The sequence below is a fragment of the Mesorhizobium sp. BHbdii genome (assembly GCF_053848045.1).
The window spans coordinates 493,021-512,316 of the sequence record NZ_JBSPKX010000003.1 but is presented as its reverse complement, the minus strand read 5'-3'; the positions used below and the strand labels follow the sequence as shown (position 1 = coordinate 512,316).

17 protein-coding genes and 1 tRNA gene are annotated in these 19,296 nt (G+C 59.8%); 12 read left to right on the top strand and 6 right to left on the bottom strand.

The genetic code is table 11. From position 1 onward, the window contains the following. Window positions 1-101: 101 nt before the first annotated feature. Window positions 102-1,370 (top strand): cation:proton antiporter, encoded by a 1,269-nt coding sequence (locus tag ACWTU8_RS19270; RefSeq protein WP_455849414.1) that lies wholly within the window; start codon window positions 102-104, stop codon window positions 1,368-1,370. 265 nt (window positions 1,371-1,635) lie between these two features. On the opposite strand, the gene ACWTU8_RS19265 is transcribed toward ACWTU8_RS19270, so the two are convergent. Together ACWTU8_RS19265 and ACWTU8_RS19260 are read right to left on the bottom strand one after the other, a co-directional pair. Further along, window positions 1,636-1,710: transfer RNA gene (locus ACWTU8_RS19265), tRNA-Gln, on the bottom strand. Between the two features lie 148 nt (window positions 1,711-1,858). Beyond that, window positions 1,859-2,206, bottom strand: a complete 348-nt coding sequence (locus ACWTU8_RS19260; RefSeq protein ID WP_455849413.1) for a VOC family protein — start codon at window positions 2,204-2,206, stop codon at window positions 1,859-1,861. Window positions 2,207-2,415: 209 nt separating this feature from the next. On the opposite strand from ACWTU8_RS19260, the gene ppdK reads away from it, so the two are divergent. Then, complete coding sequence (ppdK, locus tag ACWTU8_RS19255; protein ID WP_455849412.1) at window positions 2,416-5,094, top strand: pyruvate, phosphate dikinase; 2,679 nt, start codon at window positions 2,416-2,418, stop codon at window positions 5,092-5,094. Between the two features lie 68 nt (window positions 5,095-5,162). Here ppdK and ACWTU8_RS19250 read toward each other — a convergent pair whose 3' ends face one another. Both ACWTU8_RS19250 and ACWTU8_RS19245 read right to left on the bottom strand, forming a co-directional pair. After that, entirely contained in the window at window positions 5,163-5,552 is a 390-nt protein-coding gene (locus tag ACWTU8_RS19250) for a DUF427 domain-containing protein (RefSeq protein WP_455849411.1), read from the bottom strand. A 240-nt stretch (window positions 5,553-5,792) separates the two neighbouring features. Then, window positions 5,793-6,149, bottom strand: a complete 357-nt coding sequence (locus ACWTU8_RS19245) for a hypothetical protein (protein ID WP_095518426.1) — start codon at window positions 6,147-6,149, stop codon at window positions 5,793-5,795. A 180-nt stretch (window positions 6,150-6,329) separates the two neighbouring features. Here ACWTU8_RS19245 and ACWTU8_RS19240 point away from each other — a divergent pair, with 180 nt between their 5' ends. After that, window positions 6,330-7,958, top strand: a complete 1,629-nt coding sequence (locus tag ACWTU8_RS19240) for a fatty-acid--CoA ligase (RefSeq protein WP_455849410.1) — start codon at window positions 6,330-6,332, stop codon at window positions 7,956-7,958. A 78-nt stretch (window positions 7,959-8,036) separates the two neighbouring features. Further along, entirely contained in the window at window positions 8,037-8,819 is a 783-nt protein-coding gene (locus ACWTU8_RS19235; RefSeq protein ID WP_455849409.1) for a DUF1499 domain-containing protein, read from the top strand. 202 nt (window positions 8,820-9,021) lie between these two features. Here the strand turns inward: ACWTU8_RS19235 and ACWTU8_RS19230 are convergent, their stop codons facing one another. Then, complete coding sequence (locus tag ACWTU8_RS19230; RefSeq protein WP_455839145.1) at window positions 9,022-10,113, bottom strand: LacI family DNA-binding transcriptional regulator; 1,092 nt, start codon at window positions 10,111-10,113, stop codon at window positions 9,022-9,024. A 105-nt stretch (window positions 10,114-10,218) separates the two neighbouring features. Here ACWTU8_RS19230 and ACWTU8_RS19225 point away from each other — a divergent pair, with 105 nt between their 5' ends. From ACWTU8_RS19225 to ACWTU8_RS19205, 5 genes are read left to right on the top strand one after another with little or no spacing between them, the layout of a single operon-like run. Then, window positions 10,219-11,259 carry an ABC transporter substrate-binding protein gene (locus ACWTU8_RS19225; RefSeq protein WP_455839146.1) on the top strand — a complete coding sequence of 347 codons (1,041 nt, stop codon included), beginning with the start codon at window positions 10,219-10,221 and terminating at the stop codon, window positions 11,257-11,259. Between the two features lie 27 nt (window positions 11,260-11,286). Further along, window positions 11,287-12,324 carry an ABC transporter ATP-binding protein gene (locus ACWTU8_RS19220; protein WP_455849623.1) on the top strand — a complete coding sequence of 346 codons (1,038 nt, stop codon included), beginning with the start codon at window positions 11,287-11,289 and terminating at the stop codon, window positions 12,322-12,324. Continuing rightward, window positions 12,321-13,211 carry an ABC transporter permease gene (locus ACWTU8_RS19215; RefSeq protein ID WP_095518329.1) on the top strand — a complete coding sequence of 297 codons (891 nt, stop codon included), beginning with the start codon at window positions 12,321-12,323 and terminating at the stop codon, window positions 13,209-13,211. The genes ACWTU8_RS19220 and ACWTU8_RS19215 overlap by 4 nt, the downstream gene beginning before the upstream one ends. Then, the gene (locus ACWTU8_RS19210; RefSeq protein ID WP_455849408.1) at window positions 13,204-13,995 is read left to right on the top strand and encodes an ABC transporter permease; all 792 of its coding nucleotides are present in this window, start codon (window positions 13,204-13,206) and stop codon (window positions 13,993-13,995) included. Before ACWTU8_RS19215 ends, ACWTU8_RS19210 begins: the two co-directional genes overlap by 8 nt. Before the next feature lie 32 nt (window positions 13,996-14,027). Next, window positions 14,028-14,948 (top strand): phosphorylase family protein, encoded by a 921-nt coding sequence (locus ACWTU8_RS19205; protein ID WP_455849622.1) that lies wholly within the window; start codon window positions 14,028-14,030, stop codon window positions 14,946-14,948. Between the two features lie 137 nt (window positions 14,949-15,085). Here ACWTU8_RS19205 and ACWTU8_RS19200 read toward each other — a convergent pair whose 3' ends face one another. Continuing rightward, the gene (locus ACWTU8_RS19200) at window positions 15,086-15,994 is read right to left on the bottom strand and encodes an MBL fold metallo-hydrolase (RefSeq protein ID WP_455849407.1); all 909 of its coding nucleotides are present in this window, start codon (window positions 15,992-15,994) and stop codon (window positions 15,086-15,088) included. Between the two features lie 116 nt (window positions 15,995-16,110). Here ACWTU8_RS19200 and ACWTU8_RS19195 point away from each other — a divergent pair, with 116 nt between their 5' ends. The 3 genes from ACWTU8_RS19195 to ACWTU8_RS19185 all read left to right on the top strand — a co-directional run bounded on the left by ACWTU8_RS19195 (window position 16,111) and on the right by ACWTU8_RS19185 (window position 19,231). Continuing rightward, the gene (locus tag ACWTU8_RS19195) at window positions 16,111-16,695 is read left to right on the top strand and encodes a biotin transporter BioY (RefSeq protein ID WP_455849406.1); all 585 of its coding nucleotides are present in this window, start codon (window positions 16,111-16,113) and stop codon (window positions 16,693-16,695) included. A 448-nt stretch (window positions 16,696-17,143) separates the two neighbouring features. Further along, window positions 17,144-17,707 carry a transcription termination/antitermination protein NusG gene (nusG, locus tag ACWTU8_RS19190; protein WP_455849405.1) on the top strand — a complete coding sequence of 188 codons (564 nt, stop codon included), beginning with the start codon at window positions 17,144-17,146 and terminating at the stop codon, window positions 17,705-17,707. 246 nt (window positions 17,708-17,953) lie between these two features. Then, a complete protein-coding gene (locus ACWTU8_RS19185) occupies window positions 17,954-19,231 on the top strand; it encodes a sugar transferase (protein WP_455849404.1) in 1,278 nt (425 codons plus the stop codon). Window positions 19,232-19,296: the final 65 nt, after the last annotated feature.

The following is a 19,296-nucleotide window of genomic DNA, read 5'->3' as shown; positions in this document are numbered from 1 at the left end:
TGCACATGGCGGGAGAATGTTGGGTGAGAAGGGGTGCCTGTTTGCGCTCGGGGTGGAAGCAGGACGGCGCTCCGAACATGCGCTCACCGGTCTAAGTCCACATGCAGTCGGACGCCCTCCTCTTGGCGGTTTTTGGAGCAATCGTGCTCCTCACGGCCTGGCTACCCATGTTTCTCAGGAAGCTTCCGCTTTCGCTGCCAATGGTTTGCATCGGGATCGGGGTTCTTTTGGTTTGGTCGCCATTCTCTCCGATCGTAGGGGTGAACCCACTCGAGAACCGGATACTAACCGAGCGCCTCACAGAGTTGGTTATCATCGTCGCCCTGATGGGGGCAGGCCTGAAGCTGGACCGGCCGGTGAGTTGGCGGGGTTGGGAGCCGTCATGGCGCCTTCTCGGCATCGCCATGCCTCTGACGATCGCAGGAATTGCATTTCTCGGCTGGTCAATTCTCGGGCTTGGCCTTGCTGCCGCACTTCTGCTTGGGGCTGCTCTCGCGCCTACTGATCCTGTTCTGGCAAGCGACATACAGGTTGGTCCACCGCAATCCGGCAAGGAGGATGATGTGCGTTTTGCTCTCACCTCCGAGGCCGGGCTCAATGATGGAGCGGCGTTTCCGTTCGTCTATCTCGCCATCGCAATTGCGCTGTCCAGTGCGTCCGGCGAGCCTTTCTTCTCACGCTGGCTCGCCGTTGACGTTCTCTGGAAGATCGCCGCAGGCGTTGGCATCGGATGGCTGGGCGGAAAAGTTATGGGCTACCTTACGTTTCATCTGCCAAAACGGTCGAGTTTGTCAGAGACGAGAGACGGCTTCGTTGCGCTCGGTATCACTTGCCTTGCGTACGGCTCGACCGAAATGCTTCACGGCTACGGCTTCCTTGCGGTGTTCGTCGCGGCCGTTGCGCTACGCTCCGTCGAGCGGCAGCACCGGTACCATGAGAACTTGCACGACTTCGCGGAGCAGATTGAGCGATTGCTGATGATGGTCCTGCTGGTCTGCTTTGGGGCAGCCATCGCAGAAGGGTCGATTTTTGGCGCCTTGAGTTGGCAGGTGATCGTCACGACCGCCTTGGTGCTTTTCGTTGTGCGCCCGCTCGCGGCGTGGGTTGGGCTAATCGGATTTCAGACGTCATCACGCGAAAAGGCCGTGATTGCTTTTTTTGGAATACGCGGCCTTGGATCGTTCTACTACCTCGCATTTGCACTTGGGCAGGCTGAATTCGAGGGTGCGACAATTCTTTGGGTAACCGTCTGCTTCGCCGTTCTGAGTTCAATTGTTATGCATGGCGTTATGGTGACCCCGGTCATGCACCAGTTGGACCGCGGCCGACCACGCTCTTGGCTGAGGATGCCCCGAACTCGGCCCAGGTAGGCCAGACGCGAGCGGCAGATGGATCAGTGGCACCAAGTCAGTTGTGACGATCCAAGCATCTAAAGTAGTCGACCTGAGTTGAATGGCCGTTGCCGATGCGCTGGCGGAGAGAGCGCTGGAATCACCGCAGGGAACGGCGCAATGAGATTTATATTTTGGCAGCTACAGACGCTGTCGAAATGATAGGACTATTGTTGATCTCGACAACTGCATTGCACGGTTGTCTTAAAGGTGAACTAAGCTGTTGGTTTCATTATCAGATGACTGGCTGGGGCGCCAGGATTCGAACCTGGGATTGTCGGTACCAAAAACCGATGCCTTACCACTTGGCTACGCCCCAACAGCGGCAACATGCCCGCTGTGCGCGCGGCCTTATAGGACGAGCCGACGGAAAGCTCAATGCCGAGAATAGCAAGTGCGCGGGACTGATCCACCGGTTCCCGCAGATTGGCGTTCGCATATCATCGTCTGCTGTCGGGCGATGGCGTCTATTCACCCCAGACGGCCATTTCATTGCCGCCGGCCGGATCGACGAAATGAAACCGCCTGCCACCAGGGAATGACAAAATCGGCTTGACGATCGTGCCGCCGGCATTTTCGACGGCGCCCAGGGTTTCTTCCAAATCCTCGGAATAAAGCACAGGAAGCGGCTTGGCGGGCGCTTCGCCGGCATCAGCCTGGAAGCCACCGTCAAGACCTTCCGAAAAGGCCGAATAGGTCGGCCCGTAGTCGGTGAACGGCCAGCAGAAGGCGGCGCTGTAGAAAGCCTTGAGCCTATCCAGCGTTCCACCAGTTGCCGGCATTTCCAGATAATCGAGTTTTCCGGTCAGTTTCATGGTGTTACCCAGTGTTCCCGTTATGTTCTACTCAAATGGCCGCCGGGCCGCAAGTCTTTTCGCCATCGCTTTTTCTTAATCGATTGTAGAAGCCGGCCGGCTTGGGCGACGCCTTGCCTTTCGCACTGCAGCATCATATCGCTCGGATGTGACACGGCGAAACTTCGGCTTCGTTAATCTTTTCAATCTCCTGCAACCGGAGAGCAAGCATGACCAAATGGGTCTACACCTTTGGCGACGGCGCTGCGGAAGGCCGTGCCGGCGATAGGAACCTCCTGGGCGGCAAGGGCGCCAATCTGGCCGAAATGTGCAGCCTGGGTCTGCCCGTGCCGCCGGGGTTCACCATCACCACCGAGGTCTGCAACGCCTACTACGCCAACGGCCGCACGTACCCGGCCTCGCTGGAGGCGGACGTCGCGGTTGCGCTTGATCACATCGGCCGGCTGACCGGGCGCCGTTTCGGCGATCCCTCGAAACTGCTTTTGGTGTCGGTGCGTTCCGGTGCCCGCGCTTCGATGCCCGGCATGATGGACACCGTGCTCAACCTCGGTCTGAACGACGAGACGGTCGAGGCGCTAGCCGCCGATTCGGGCGATGCGCGCTTTGCCTATGACAGCTACCGGCGTTTCATTCAGATGTATTCCGATGTCGTAATGGGCCTCGACCATGAGGTGTTCGAAGAAATCCTCGAAGACCAGAAGGGCGGGCTCGGCCACGAACTCGATACCGAACTGACGGCCATCGAATGGCAGGGCGTGATCGCACTCTACAAGGCCAAGGTCGAGGAGGAACTCGGCAAACCGTTTCCGCAAGATCCGCACGAGCAGCTCTGGGGGGCGATCGGCGCCGTGTTTTCGAGCTGGATGAACAACCGCGCCATCACCTATCGGCGCCTGCACGACATTCCCGAAAGCTGGGGCACTGCGGTCAACGTCCAGGCCATGGTCTTCGGCAATATGGGCGAGACCTCGGCCACCGGCGTCGCCTTCACCCGCAATCCTTCCACCGGCGAAAAGATGCTCTATGGCGAGTTCCTGGTGAATGCGCAGGGCGAGGATGTCGTCGCCGGCATCCGCACGCCGCAAAACATCACCGAGGCGGCGCGCATTGCCGCCGGCTCCGACAAGCCGTCGCTGCAGAAGCTGATGCCGGAAGCCTTCCAGTCTTTCGTCACCATCTCCGACCGTCTTGAAAAGCACTACCGCGACATGCAGGATCTCGAATTCACCATTGAGCGCGGCAAATTGTGGATGCTGCAGACGAGGTCCGGCAAGCGTACCGCCAAGGCGGCGCTCAAAATCGCCGTCGACATGGCGCGCGACAAGCTCATCTCAAAGGAGGAGGCCGTCGCCCGCATCGATCCGGCCTCGCTCGACCAGTTGCTGCATCCGACCATCGATCCGAAGGCGGCGCGCGATGTGATCGGCATCGGTCTGCCCGCGTCTCCGGGTGCAGCCACCGGCGAGATCGTCTTTTCCTCCAACGACGCCGAGGAGCTTAAGACGCAAGGCCGCAAGGCGATCCTCGTGCGCATCGAGACCAGTCCCGAGGACATCCACGGTATGCATGCGGCGGAAGGCATCCTGACCACGCGTGGCGGCATGACCAGCCACGCCGCTGTGGTGGCGCGCGGCATGGGGAAGCCTTGTGTGTCGGGCGCGGGCTCGCTGCGCGTCGACTACAGAGCCGGCACGCTGATGGCGATGGGGTCGACGTTCCACAAGGGCGACATCATTACCATTGATGGCGGTAACGGCCAGGTGCTGAAGGGCGCCGTACCGATGCTGCAGCCGGAACTCTCGGGCGATTTCGCCGCCATCATGGAATGGGCCGATGCCGTGCGTCGCATGAAGGTGCGCACCAACGCCGAGACGCCGCTCGACGCGCGCATGGCGCGTTCCTTCGGCGCCGAAGGCATCGGACTTTGCCGCACCGAGCACATGTTCTTCGAGGGCGACCGTATCGTTGCCATGCGCGAGATGATCCTGGCGGACACCGAAAAGGGCCGGCGAACGGCGCTCGCAAAACTCTTGCCCATGCAGCGCTCGGATTTCCTCGAATTGTTCGAGATCATGGCCGGCCTGCCGGTGACGATCCGCTTGCTTGATCCGCCGCTGCACGAATTCCTGCCCAAGACCGAGGAAGAGGTGGCCGAAGTCGCTGCTGCCATGAAGGTGTCGCCCGACAAGCTCAGGCAGCGCACCGAAGCCCTGCACGAATTCAACCCGATGCTTGGCCATCGCGGCTGCCGGCTTGCGGTTTCCTATCCCGAAATCGCAGAGATGCAGGCGCGCGCCATTTTCGAGGCCGCCGTCGAGGCCGGCAGGAAGGCCGGCGCGCTGGTGGTTCCGGAAATCATGGTGCCGCTGGTCGGTCTGGTGAAGGAGCTCGACTATGTCAAGGCGCGGATCGACGCCGTCGCCAAGAGCGTAATGGAGGAGACCGGCGTCAAGATCGATTATCTTACCGGCACGATGATCGAACTGCCGCGCGCCGCGCTCCGCGCCCATGTCATTGCCGAGGCGGCCGAATTCTTCTCTTTCGGCACTAACGATCTGACCCAGACCACCTTCGGCATCTCACGCGACGATGCGGCCTCTTTCCTGGAGACCTATCGCCAGAAGGGCGTCATCGAGCAGGATCCGTTCGTGTCGCTCGACATTGAGGGCGTCGGCGAACTGGTGCGGATGGCAGCCGAAAAAGGCAGGGCGACGCGGCCGGAGATCAAGCTCGGCATTTGCGGCGAACATGGCGGCGATCCGGCATCGATCCATTTCTGCGAGGAGGTCGGCCTCGATTACGTGTCGTGCTCGCCCTACCGCGTGCCTATCGCCAGGCTGGCTGCCGCGCAGGCGGCGGTACAGGCTGCAAAGAACGGTCGCGCGTAAAGGGCACGACGCTGGCCGTGACCGTTCCACCGGATGATCGGTAAGGACAGGTCTCGAGCCGTCCCCGCTCAGGCTGGTTTGGCTTCGATCATCACCTTGTTGGGATAGAACGCGCCGTGATCGCGGATTTCGATCATCTCGTCGAAAGGCTGCTCATAGGCCCACATCGCATCCTTGCCTGCTTCCGCGGCAGGCAGCACGCTCCAATAGCTCGCATCGCCCTTGTATGGGCAATGAGTCGACAATTCCGTCTTGCGAAGCTGGTCGAAATCGATGTCTTCGAATGGAATGTAGAGGACCCGGGGGTAGGGGGATTCGGTCAACACCTTGGCCCTCTTGGACGAGGCGATGACCGCGTCGCCGGCGCGTACGGTCACAGTTCCGATGTAGGGCTCGACAGTGATCACTTTACCCGGGTTGCTTTGAAAGCCGGGTGACGGATTGGCGATCTGGTCCATGACGGGTTCTCCTTGCACGACCTAATGCATGTCGCCCAAAAGTGCGCAGCGGTTTTGGGATAATGACAGGAATAAAAATAAGAACTTAAAGCGCGTCGCGTGAAGTCCTTTTGACGCGACGCACTTTAAGGTGTGTCGGGCGTGCGCGCCGCGCAAGACCGCCGTCGAATACGAGACTCAAAAACCATCGCCTTCGGCGTTGGCAGATCTCTCGTCAAAACGACCTTTGCCGTTGACCGATCAGGCGGCAGCCTGAAACGCATCCAACAGCCCGGCATAGGCGGCGGCGATACCGGCAACCGGATTGGTGCTTCTCGACGCGGTTTCGACCTTGAGTGCACCACCGCCGGTCGGCAAGGTAAGAAGCAGGAACTGGCGGTTGCCGCCATCGCCGACGCAAGCCGCGGCGACGTGCTGGCCTTCGCCTTCGTTCTGAACGCACATCTTGAACAGCAGCGTGCCGCCGACCGCCTCAAGCGCGCCGCCGACAACTTCGACGAATTCGTCTTCGGAAACGGTTTTGGCGTCCGGCACCAGATCGGCCAGGCTTTCGGCGAGCGTATCTTCGAGAGTTTTGTCTTCGAGCTGCGCGTCCATGCGAACCTCTTTCATTCGCCAATCGCACCCCTGCCCAATTAATCAAAGTTAACGCCGACGATGGCCGGATTGTGGCGGTTTTCCCTGTCTTTTCGACCAATGCGCTGCTTCTGCCCGGTCATGGCTGGACAATATGCTTGTTCGTCCCACAATGGAACGAAAAACCAATGGGAGGAAAGAATGCTCGGACTGATGCAGGAATGGCCGCTGCTTTGCCACAAGCTCATCGACAACGCAGCCAGGCAGCACGGCGAACGCGAGATCGTGTCGCGCTCGATCGAGGGCCCTATCGTCCGGACCACTTACGCCGAAATTCATCGCCGCGCCCTGCGGGTCGCTGAGCGGCTCGAGCGTGATGGCTTTGGGCTTGGCGACCGCATCGCCACTTTGGCCTGGAATACGGCGCGCCACATCGAAGCCTGGTACGGCATCATGGGTGTCGGCGCGATCTATCACACGCTCAATCCGCGCCTGTTTCCCGAGCAGATCGTCTGGATCATGAACAATGCCGAAGACAAGGCGATCTTCGTCGATCTGACATTCATGCCGCTGCTTGAAAAGATCGCCGGCGCGGTCAAATCGCTGAAGCAGGTGATCGTGCTGACCGACAAGGCGCACATGCCGCAAACGGTGCTGCCGAACGTCGTTGCCTATGAGGAATGGCTTGGCGAAGCCGACGGTGCCTTCACCTGGAAGACGTTCGATGAAAACACCGCCGCCGGCATGTGCTACACCTCGGGCACGACAGGCGATCCGAAAGGCGTCCTCTACAGCCATCGCTCGAACGTGCTGCACGCCATGATCGCCGCGATGCCCGACGCGATGGGGCTCTCGTCGCGCGACACAATACTGCCGGTCGTGCCGATGTTCCACGCCAACGCCTGGGGTCTTGGCCAGAGCGCGCCGATGATCGGCGCCAAGCTGGTCATGCCTGGCTGCAAGATGGACGGCGTCTCGATCTATGAGTTGCTCGACACCGAAAGGGTGACGTTCAGCGCCGCGGTGCCGACAGTGTGGCTGATGCTGCTTCAGCATCTGGAGGAGACCGGCAAACGACTTCCCTATCTGAAGAAGGTCGTCATCGGCGGCTCGTCCTGCCCGCGTGCGATCACAACGAAGTTCCAGGACAATTACGATGTTGAGGTCATCCATGCATGGGGCATGACCGAAATGTCGCCGCTCGGCACCCTGTGTACAATGAAGCCGGGCTATGCCGGGCTTGAAGGCGAAGCCCGGCTCGACGTCCAGAGCAAGCAGGGCTATCCGCCCTTCGGCGTCGAAATGAAGGTGACCGACGACGAGAACAACGCGCTGCCATGGGACGGCAAGACATTCGGACGCTTGAAGGTCCGCGGGCCGGCTGTTGCGCGCGCCTACTATGGCGGCATCGGATCCGAACAGTTCGATGAAGAAGGCTGGTTCGATACCGGTGATGTCGCCCATATCGACCCGAGCGGCTACATGCAGATCACCGATCGCGCCAAGGACGTCATCAAGTCGGGCGGCGAATGGATATCGACCATCGAGCTCGAGAATCTCGCGGTCGGTCATCCGGATGTGGCGGAGGCGGCCGCCATCGGCATCCAGCATTCGAAATGGGGCGAACGGCCGTTGCTTGTCGTCGTCCGCAAGCCCGGCCGGGAGCCGACCAAGATAGATATCCTCGCTTTCATGGATGGCAAGGTGGCGAAGTGGTGGATGCCGGATGACGTCGCCTTTGTCGACGAAATTCCCCACACCGCCACCGGCAAGATCCAGAAGACCACCTTGCGCCAGCAATTCAGGGACTATCGTCTGCCAACGGATTGACTGAGATGCTGTCTTTCTCCTTCCAGCCGCCGCTAAACGGCGCTAAACGCTCGTTCGGGTGGAGCAGTGCAGAAAACAATGGACATTCCCGAGCGACAGACGTCGAAGGCGGCCGGCTGGTCGCGGCGGACAGGCGCTTTTTCGGCGGTCCTGCTCCTGACCGTCCTCGTCGGCCACCGATATGAGCTTGTTGAAACGCCGGCCTTCCTTTGGGTGCTCGGTATTGTCGCGCTGCTTGCCGCCTTTGCGCTGTTGTTCGCCGGATTTGCCTTTTCGAGACTGTGGAATTTCGGCGACCGTGGCGGTCGCGATCTCACCGTCGGCACGGTGCTGGCACTGATGGTGCTTGCTCCCTTTGGTATCGCTGCCTACTGGGCAGCGACTTCTCCGCCACTCAGGGACATCTCGACTGATTTCGACGATCCGCCGGTGCTCGACACCAGCACCCGGACCGGGGATATGAACGCGCTTTCGCCACCGACCCCGGGCGAGCAGCGCCTGCAGACCGAGACCTATCCGCTTGTCACCGGACGCAGCTACAACCTGCCTTTCGATCGGGTTCTGGAAGCAGTCGAAACCGTGCTCGATCGTCGGGATTGGCAGCTAACGGCGCCGTTTCCCCGTGCGATCGGGCAAAGCGAGGTGACGATCAGCGCCCTGGCCAAGAGCTTCATCCTCAGCCTTCCCGCCGACGTCGCCATCCGTGTGACCGACGATGGCGATACGGTCATCGTCGACATGCGTTCGGCCTCGCGTTACGGCCGCTACGACCTTGGCGACAATGCGGCCCGCATCGTGGATTTCCTCGCCGAGCTGGATCAGGAAGTCGCCGGTCAGGTCGGCACGGCCCCGGTCGAGTGATGTCCAGAGCATCTTGCAGCCAAGCGGTATCGCTCGGCGCCACAGAAACGCGGCTAATACAATCACGGGTTGCCGGAGACTATTCGACTTGTCTCGCCAGTCGCCTTGCATACTTGGGCCGGCCCCCTGCAGTCGAAACGTACGTGCTCCGCTCGACGGGACGGTTGCGGGATTGCGGCGACCGGTTGCGCCGTGAAGCAGACTACTCGCCAGGGTCGAAGTCACCCTTTAGCAAGATTGTCTCCACTGGCCCCAGCGGATTAATGATCCGGCTCTCCAGGACTTCGATGAGTTTGCGTCCGACCCCCGCCATGTCCACGGAATGAACTCCAATCTTCGCCGGCAGGAAGCGTGCCAGCTGCGTGCTGTCACGCGTGACAATGTGGACGTCGCTCCCCGGCGCAAGGCCTCTTCTGCCAAGAGCGTGTAGCGCCCCTAGAAGGCCCAGTTCGTTGGCGCATGCCAAGCCTGTCGGTGGATCTGAACAAGCCAGCAAGCGATCGAACCAGGCTGCGCTCGATTCCATGGTGAACATGCCATGACCGATCAGCGATTGGTCGATCGGAATACCGGCCTCGGCCATTGCCCTTCCATACCCGGCAAGACGCATGGCACTCGCCTGATCCTCCGGAACCAGCAGTTGCAGTGCAATGCGTCGACAGCCCTTATCCATGAGCCGTCGGGTTGCCTCGTAGGCAATCTGTTCATTGTCGACATCGACATAGGGATACGGGGCATCCAGGTCGGTTCTTCCAAACGCGACGAATGGCATGCGTTTGTCCAACAGCAGCTTGACGCGCGGATCACCCGACACCAACCGCGTGATGATCAGGCCGTCCGTGCTTCGCGCCTGAAGCTGCCGCTGCACACTCTCGACGGGATCGTCGTCGGGAGTGGTGGAATAGATGGACAGACTATACCCGGCTTGCCGCGCCGCCAGCGTCATGCCTTCGATCAAAGGAAGCTTCAACAGATCGGACAGATGGTCTCGTGTCTCCATCGGGAGTATTGCCGTCAGCGTCAGCGTTCGACCGGTTTTGAGCGCACGACCATGATGATTTGGTAGATAGCCGACCCGCTTAGCCGCCTCCTTGACGCGGGCTATGGTCGAGGGCTGCACTTCCGGCCCATCCTTCAGAGCGCGGGACACCGTGGTCACCGACAGGGAAAGTTCCGCCGCGATCTGCTTTAGATTGGCCATTGTTCGCCCGACTTCATTTGCGAAAGCGCCGGCTGATTTGCTGACCGCCATAACGTTACCGGATTCGACATCCCGGTCAATCCAAACTGCCATAGGAAGCAGCTTGACTCCAGCGCATTCAGATGCAATCGTAACGTTACGATTACAAATAAAAGGCCATTTCGAGCAACATTTGATAAAAGTTGGGGAGGAGAACCTATGTCCTGGCTACGCATTTCCCTTGCAGCATTCGCAATCTCGGCTGCCTTGCCCGTCCATGCGCAAACAGTCACCATCACGACCGCAGGTGGCGATTATGGCAACGCCATGAAAGAGGCCATGTGGGGCCCGGCTGCAAAAGAGCTCGGCTATGATGTCCGCGAGGAGACCCAGAGCGACGGCCTGGCCGCGTTGAAGATGCAGGTCACTTCGGGTGCGGTAGCGACCGACGTCATTCACCTGGGCTCACCGGAAGGCGCCCAGGCGGCCGCTCAGTCGCTGCTGGAGCCACTCGACTACATGATCATCGATCCCAAATCCGTGCCGGACGGCGCAAAGTCCGACTACTGCTATCCGTTCGATTCCTATGGCACCGTCATGTCCTGGAACACCAAGACCTATGGCGAGAACCCGCCCAAGACCTGGGCGGAATTCTGGGACGTTGCCAAATTCTCGGGCCGCCGCGCGTTGCGCGCCAATGCGCAGGACTCGATCGAGATCGCGCTTCTCTCCGATGGCGTGGCGCCGGCGGACGTCTATTCCGTGCTCAGCACGCCGGAAGGTCTGGAGCGCGCCATCAAGCGGCTTGAAGCAATCAAACCACATGTCGCCGTGTGGTGGACCTCGGGAGCTCAGTCCGCCCAGTTGCTGAAAGACGGTGAGGCGGATCTGGTCGTCACCTGGAACGGACGGGCAGAGACTGTGAAAGCAGATGGCGGCGCGGCTGACTACACGTTCAAGGGGTCGGTCATCGGCACGGACTGCCTTGGAGTGCCGAAGGGAGCGCCGAACAAGGAAGCCGCCATGAAGCTCATCGCAGCGATGACGCAGCCCGCGCGAGTTGCGAAGCTGACCGATTTCATTGCCTATGGCCCGGTCAATCCTGCGGCGTATGAGGGTGGCCTCATTCCCGAGGATCGCCTGAAGACGCTTGCGACCGCGCCCGAAAATGCCGGCACTTCGGTGTTTTCGAATTCAGAATGGTGGGTCAAGAACGGCGAGGCTGCCCAAAAAGCCTTCGATGAGATGATGAGCCGCTGAGTCTCAGCTGCAAGGCTGGAGCAGATGATGAAGTCGCTCCCGATCACCATCGACAGCGTCAGCAGGGCTTACGGGTCCTACATCGCACTGGATGATGTTTCGCTCGACATTCAAGCTGGCGAATTCCTCACGCTGCTCGGGCCATCGGGATCGGGCAAGACCACGTTACTGATGGCTCTGGCCGGTTTTGTCCGGCCGGATTCCGGTAAACTCTTGTTGGGCGATCGGGACATCACTCGCCTGGCGCCCAACAAACGGGACATCGGCATAGTGTTCCAGAATTACGCTTTGTTTCCCCACATGAATGTCCTGGCGAATGTCGCGTATCCACTGGCGCTGCGCAAGACGCCCGGAGCGGAGGCGCGTCAGCGGGCGCTTGCCGCCTTGGCCCGCGTGAAGCTGGATGGTCTGGCGGAGCGCAATGTTGCCGCACTGTCCGGCGGCCAGCGCCAACGGGTGGCATTGGCGCGGGCAATCGTCTTCGAACCGCGCGTGATGCTGATGGACGAGCCGCTGTCGGCGCTTGACAAGAATCTGCGCGAAACCATGCAGTATGAGATCCGGCGCCTGCACGATGATCTGGCGATCACCACAATCTACGTGACCCACGATCAGCGCGAAGCGCTGATTATGTCTGACCGGATTGCGGTGATGAACTCCGGCCGCATCCAGCAGATCGATACGCCGCAGCGGATCTATGATCGTCCATCGACCCGCTTCGTCGCGGAGTTCATGGGCGAGGCTAACATTGTGGCGCCAGGCTCGGTGCGCAGGATCGACGGCGCCGAAGCGTCACGCGAAACTCTGATGATTCGCGCCGAAAGCTTCCATCTTGATGCGAAGCTCGTCGGGGAAGACGGAGTGGCTCTCGAAGGAATACTGCGCGCCAAAGCGTTCCGCGGCGAGAACTGGCTTTTGACGCTGGCGCTCGACGGTGGGCAAGAGGTTCTTGTCTGCATTCCGGCAGCGCTGGCCAGCGGCTGCGCCGAGCTTGCCGCCGGTCAGCGGATGACCGCATATGCACCAGCGGCGAAGGTTCACGCGATACCGGGAGCGATGGCGTGACCGTCACTCCGGATCCAGCGCTCGTGGCGGATGCGCGCCGCGAGCGGCGGTTTTTTCTTTCGCTTTCGCTCCCGGCGCTGTTCATCGTTGGACTGGCGGCGATACTGCCCATCCTTTGGATCATCCGGCAATCTTTCCTGACCACAGGGGGTGAGTACACTGTCGGCAACTACGCGAAGGTACTTTCGAGCGGACTGACATGGTCGGCGCTCGTCACAACCCTTGAACTGTCCCTCGGTACGCTGGCGATCTGCATTCTTCTAGGCACCCCGCTGGCACTCGCTTTGGCCAGCGCCAGACCAAGGGTGGCCAACGTACTGATGGCCTTCGTCATGCTGCCATTGTGGACCGCTATCCTGGTGCGCACCTATGGCTGGCTCGTGCTCTTGCGGCGTGATGGCCTGATCAACGCGGCTTTGACTGGTTCGGGCCTGACAGCGGAGCCTTTGCCGCTGGTCTATAACTTCACCGGAACGCTCATCGGCATGGTTCACTACATGCTGCCGCTTTTTCTGCTGCCGGTTTATGCCGCGATGCGCGATATCGACCCAAACCTCATTCGCGCGGCAGCGAGCATGGGAGCCACACTCGGGCAGGTCATCCGCACCGTCATAATGCCACTTTCGGCCGGCGGCATCTTCTCGGGTTCGATCATCGTCCTCATCTATTCCATAGGTTTTTTCATCACGCCGGCAGTGCTTGGCGGCGGCAAGGTAAATCCTCTCTCTACCCGGATCGAGCGTACGCTATCGACCTTTCAGGATTGGGGGTCGGCGAGCGTCCTTGGCATTCTGCTCCTCGTTCTCATGGCGCTGATCGGTGTGATGCTGCTGGCGGCACGCCGCCTGCTGGCCCAGAACACGGTGGAAGCCTCCGCCCATGCTTGAAGCCTATCCGCAAAACAGGCTCGCCCGCATTGTCCTCTGGAGCTTTGCCGCTCTTGTCATGGCATTTCTGATGTTGCCGACGCTCGTGGTGGTGCCGCTTTCCTTCTCGGCTTCGAATCTTCTCGAGTTTCCGCCGCACGCCTACTCGTTGCGCTGGTACGAGAACTTCTTCGGCTCGGCGACGTGGATGGCTGCACTGAGGACGAGCCTGATCCTTGGGACATTGACGGCGCTGATCGCGGTGCCTTTCGCGCTGCTCGCCTGCATCTCAATGAATCGGCTGGGCGGGAAGACCGCTGCGATCATCCAGAGCGTCCTGCTCACCCCCTCGATCACCCCAGGAATCCTGCTTGCGATCGGCCTCTTTTTTGTGCTGGCGGCACAACGTTTGGTCGGAACGTTGTTCGGTGTGCTGGTCGGACATGTGGTGCTGGCCGTTCCGGTGGCGTGCATTGTGCTGTTGCCCGCCCTGGCTCGCTTTGACTGGAACCAGGTTCAGGCGGCGCGTAGCCTCGGTGCGAATTGGGCCAGAGCTATTGGCGGAATAATCGTTCCGCAACTTCGGATCAGCTTGTTGTCGGCGACATTGATGGCCTTCCTGACGTCGCTCGACGAGTCTGTGATTTCGATCTTCGTTGCAAGTGGTCGCAACAGCACGATGCCGAAGCTCATGTTCGTGTCGCTGCGCGATCAGATCGATCCGACCATTGCGGCGATCTCGACATTGTGGACCGTCATCGTCGTGGCCGTCGTCCTGATTGTGACCCTTCGACAAAAATCCTGACCGAGCCAAAAATCCTGACCGAGATTGGAAGCATGCCCACAAATCATCGCGCAGCCGGTGCTCCGGCGGATCAATCAACTGATATACCTCAGGTAGGGTTGGCCATCATCACCGGATCGGCAAACTGGGGACTTGCCTTCCCGGAAGATGTCGAATTCGATGGCGTGCGCACGTTGCGGCGCGACATGAGTTTTGAAACGCCTTTCGGTCGTACCGACAACTGGAAGCTGCTCGAGTTCGATGCCTCGATTACAGCCGAAGGGAGAGCGAAGCGGGCGCTGTGCATGTATTCGCACGGCAATCCCCGCGACCATATCGACCATTCCTGCCATCGCCGCGCGTTCTGGGTATTGATGAAAGCGGGTGTACGGCAAGTTCTCGCCTGCTCGACCGTTGGCGCCGTCAACAAGGCGATCCAGCCCGGCGACATGGTGGTGAACGCCGATATCATCGAACTGACGCAGACCCCGTTTTCACTGCTTCCTGACCGCCAGAGCTTCGACTGTTCGGGCAAGCAGATCGTATGTCCCAGATGTGCGGCGGTTCTGGTCGAAACGGCCCGCCGCCATTGGCCAGCCGAATGCCGCGTTCATGGCATCGAACAGCAGTTGGTGGCTGCCCATTGTTATGGGCCGCGACTGACAACCCCAGCCGAAGCCTTGGCGTATCGGGGAATGGGGGCGGATGTGCTCAACCATTCCATCGCTCCTGAGGCCACCTTGGCGCGCGAGATCGGCGCTTGCTTCGTGCCCTGTGCGTTCGTCACGGCGGGCTTCAACGACTATATGGACCGCAATCGCCAGAAATTGCTGCAGGAGGACGTGCTGCCCAATCTCTCCATGACAGCCTCGCGGGTCGCGCTGGAGACCGCCGCGCGACTTCCGGCCAGTCCGGAATGCTCTTGCCAGGGTCTGAAGTCGCCTCAACCAGAAGAGCGTTCCAGCCGGTTCTGAGCTTTCAGGAGCCTAATGCATGTCGCGCAAAGTGTGCAGCGGTTTTGGGATAACGACATGCATAAAACAACAACCTAAAGCGCGTCGCGTCAGCCGGTCAAATGCGACGCGCTTTAGTGCGAGTTCGTGGCGGGATCTTAGCCAGCCAGCTTAAAAATGCCGTCGATCGCCGGGTCGCCGTCGGTGCTCACCAGGCCGCGAGCCACCAGATCCTCGAGATGGGCAAGCACCGACAGGCCGGCAGCGCCGTGCAGGCGCGGGTCGGTATCTCTGTAGATCGCCGCGACCATCTCCTTGATCGTCCGGTCGCCGCTTCTGATCCGCTCCAGGATCGCGCGTTCGCGCATTCGGCGATGCGTCTTCAACTCGCGCATGAAACTGCGCGGCGCTGTCACCGGCCCGCCATGGCCGGGCAGCAGCAGGCGGTCGTCGCGCTCGATCAGCCGATCCAGCGAGGCCATATAGTCGGCCATGGCGCCGTCCGGCGGCGCAACGATGGAGCTCGACCAACCCATGACGTGATCGGCCGAGAACAGGATACCGGTTCCTTCCAGCGCAAAAGCCGCGTGATTGGCAGCGTGACCCGGCGTCAGTACCGTTCTGATCGCCCAACCGTCGCCCTTGACCATCGTATCGTCGGGAAGCGCGATATCCGGATAAAAGGCGGTGTCGGCGCTGGCGTCGAGCGGATTGACCTCGCCTATGCGCAGCGGCCTGGCCGGCCGATGCCGACCTTCGGCCAATACAATTGCCCCGGTGTGCTGCTTCAGCCGCGCTGCCAGCGGAGAATGGTCGCGATGCGTGTGGCTGACGAATATGTGGCTGACCGGCCTGTCTCCGATCACCTCGAGCAGTGTCTTGAGATGCGCATCGTCATCTGGCCCCGGATCGATCACCGCCAGCGTCTTGCGCCCGACGATGTAGCTGTTGGTGCCGTGAAAGGTGAACGGGCTGGGATTGTTCGCGGTAATCCGAAGCACGTCGGGCGCAATGGTCACGCCCTGGCCGTAGGACGGGTCGAAGTCTGTGTCGAATTTCAGCGCCATGGCGAATGTCGTTCAGCTCTGTTCTGGAGACGGCAAAACCGATTGCCGCATAACACGGAAGCCAATATAGGAAAACGCAAGGCCGCGATCTGCGGCAGTCCGATATGAGGAAGACCATGGCAATTGCAACGACACCGCTTGTTTCTCTCGCTCTGCCTGAAAAGGGCGCGGCCCGCCTAGGAATGCAGCTTTTGCTGGCGATCGTTGGAACGCTGGCGCTGACCTTGTCGGCCAAGACCAGAGTTTTGCTCGGGCCGGTCGACATCTCGATGCAGACCTTAGCCGTCTTTCTGATCGCCGCAGCATTCGGCATGCGCCTCGGCGTCGCCACGCTGCTTCTCTACATGGCGGAGGGCGCCATGGGTCTTCCGGTCTTCCAGGGCACGCCGGAAAAGGGCATCGGCGTCGCTTACATGCTCGGCTCGACCGGCGGCTATCTTGCTGGCTTCGTGGTCATGGCGGCGATCGTCGGCTGGGCCGCTGATCGCGGTTGGGATCGCCATCCGATCAAGCTCTTCAACGCGATACTGGTTGCCGAAATCGTCATGATGGCGATGGGCTTTGCCTGGCTGGCGCTGCTCATCGGCCCGGAAAAGTCATGGCAGTTCGGCGTCGTGCCCTTCATCTTCGGCGACCTGATCAAGGTCGGCCTGGCGGCGAGCCTTGTGCCAGCCGTCTGGTCGCTGCTGAAGCGCTCCTGAATTCCGGTCGATGGATCGGACGCGGCACTGATCGGCAACCACAGGGATGTGATTGCGTGGAATGGTCCCTGTTTCAGCGAGGGCCTGTCGAGACTTCTCGCCAACGCAAGCCGGCGCCAATTGGTCGGCATCTGCTTCGCAACACTTTGCTAACGATACGGTCACACAATGGTCAAATCGACCGATTAAGGACCAGAACAGCCAGCGATTCGTCGCGAGCCAGCGTAACCAAGCAGCTACACATCGACGTAACTGCCCGAAATCGATTCTCGCATAGCAAAAAAGAAAGCGGCTCGATCATCTATTAGGCACGGCTAAGGTTAATGGATCATTCGCGGGACTTTTTTAGACGAATCGCCTTGATTCTCGCGAGATGGCTGCTTGCTGGTACCTTCACGCTGTCGTAACCCTTGACATTGACCATGCCGAAAACTGCCGAAAGAGACGCGTGATTAGCCTGGAAGAAACAACGAGTAAGGCTGTTAAATCGTTGCGACGGCCCGCAGCCGGCACCGCAGCACGCTGGTATGCCGCCAGCGTATTTCCGGGAAAAGAAGACGTCGCCGAACGACATCTCCGGATGCAGGGGTTTCACCCGTTTGTGCCTCGCCGCGAGAAGACCACACGTCATGCCCGGCGCATCGAGACGCGGCCGGCGGCCTATTTTCCAGGTTACATGTTCATCGCCCTCGATGTCGCGCTGCAGCGGTGGCGCTCGGTCAATGGAACGTTCGGCGTGCGCTCCCTCATCATGCAGGGCGAGCGGCCATTGCCGGTCCCCTCGGGGCTGGTGGAGCGGTTCATTGGCCTGACCGGCAAGGACGGCTTGCTTGATTTCAGCGGAGGCCTTACCGCGGGCGCCTCGGTTCGGATTCTTTCAGGTCCTTTCGCGGAGATGATCGGTCGTCTTGACCGGCTCGATCCGGCCGGAAGGGCCCGGGTTCTGGTTGCCATCATGAATGGCGAGATCCCTGTTGACCTAGATTCAAGGGAACTCGTCGCGATCGCATAACCGCAATTGACGCGGGGTCATGCGGTGCAAGTGCTGCAGAGTCGGCTCTCGGGTTTCACCCGGGAGTGCGGTAGCCATTGATGACATAAAGTTGCGTCGAGCGAGAGGCTTCCGCTGCTGCGCCGTGCAACCGCGTGGGCGCATAGGGACAGCATAGGTACGATCGAGACTTTACCTCCTGTTCGAAATGAATACGAACTCTCACAGTTCTGACGTTTAACCTCATTAGAGACCGATCTGACAAACTTGAACACCTCCACGCGTAATCCATCCAACCGAAGGCATCTTCTGTTCCGGATACGCTTTCAATTACTAGGTGGCCTTACTGCTGCTATCGTCGTGCCAGCTTTGATTCGTATGGCATTTGGTCCAGGAGCTCTCCTATCCACAAATATGCAGGTTACTATTCTCGCTGCATTTATCGCCCACACGTCTGGTTACTTTTTCTATAAGCGCATTGGCAACTTTCCGGGGGTCGCGGCGGCTGGCTACATCCTGCCCACCTTCGCCCTGACTTATGGGCTTGTGTTCGTCACCATCTTCTTCTTCAGATTCGACTATAGTCGGTTCCAGGCCGCCGCCAGCTTCATCCAATCGACACTGTGGTATTTTGGCTTGAGCCTTGCCACGCGACGGCTCGATTCATATCGACTGGCGGTAATTCCTGGCGGAGATGTCGACAGGCTAGGGAGCATACCGGGCGTGCACTGGCATCGGGTCGATTCGCCTGAGACGGTAGTTGAGGACGCTAGCGGTGTGGTGGCGGATCTGCGAGCCGATCTTTCAGAGGAATGGGAGCGGTATATCGCCGATCGCGCCCTCTCGGGAACGCCGGTCTATCACGTCAAGCAAATCACCGAGTCGCTCACCGGTAGGGTAGAGATCGAGCATCTTTCAGAAAATACGCTAGGGTCACTGAATCCAAATCATGCCTATTTAAAGATGAAGCAGGCTATTGATTGGATTTCAGCGCTGTTTATCCTTATCGTTTTCTCGCCATTGTTTTTATTCGTGGCGATGGCGATAAGACTCGACTCGGCCGGACCGGCATTGTTTAGACAAAAAAGGATGGGGTACAGAGGAAATATTTACGAGGTTTACAAATTTCGGACGATGAAACTCAGCGCCGCTGTTGGTGATGAAAAGGAAGAGGCCATCACAAAGGCCGGCGATACGCGGATCACTCGCTTAGGACAGTTCTTGAGAAAATCCAGGATTGATGAGTTGCCGCAAGCCCTCAACATCTTGCGCGGCGAAATGAGCTGGATCGGACCGCGGCCGGAGGCACTCGTGCTGTCGAAATGGTATGAGGCTGAGCTGCCATTCTACCGATATCGGCACATCGTCCGGCCTGGCATTACCGGATGGGCGCAAGTCAATCAGGGCCATGTTGCGGCGGTGGACGACGTTCTGGAAAAACTTCACTACGACTTCTACTACATCAAGAATTTTTCGCCTTGGCTCGACGTGCTGATTGTGTTTCGTACGATCCGAACCATGCTGACAGGATTTGGTGCTCGGTAGAGCCGAAGAGGCTTACTGATTGCGGGAGGATCATATTATTCGCTTGGCAGACACTCACAATCGCG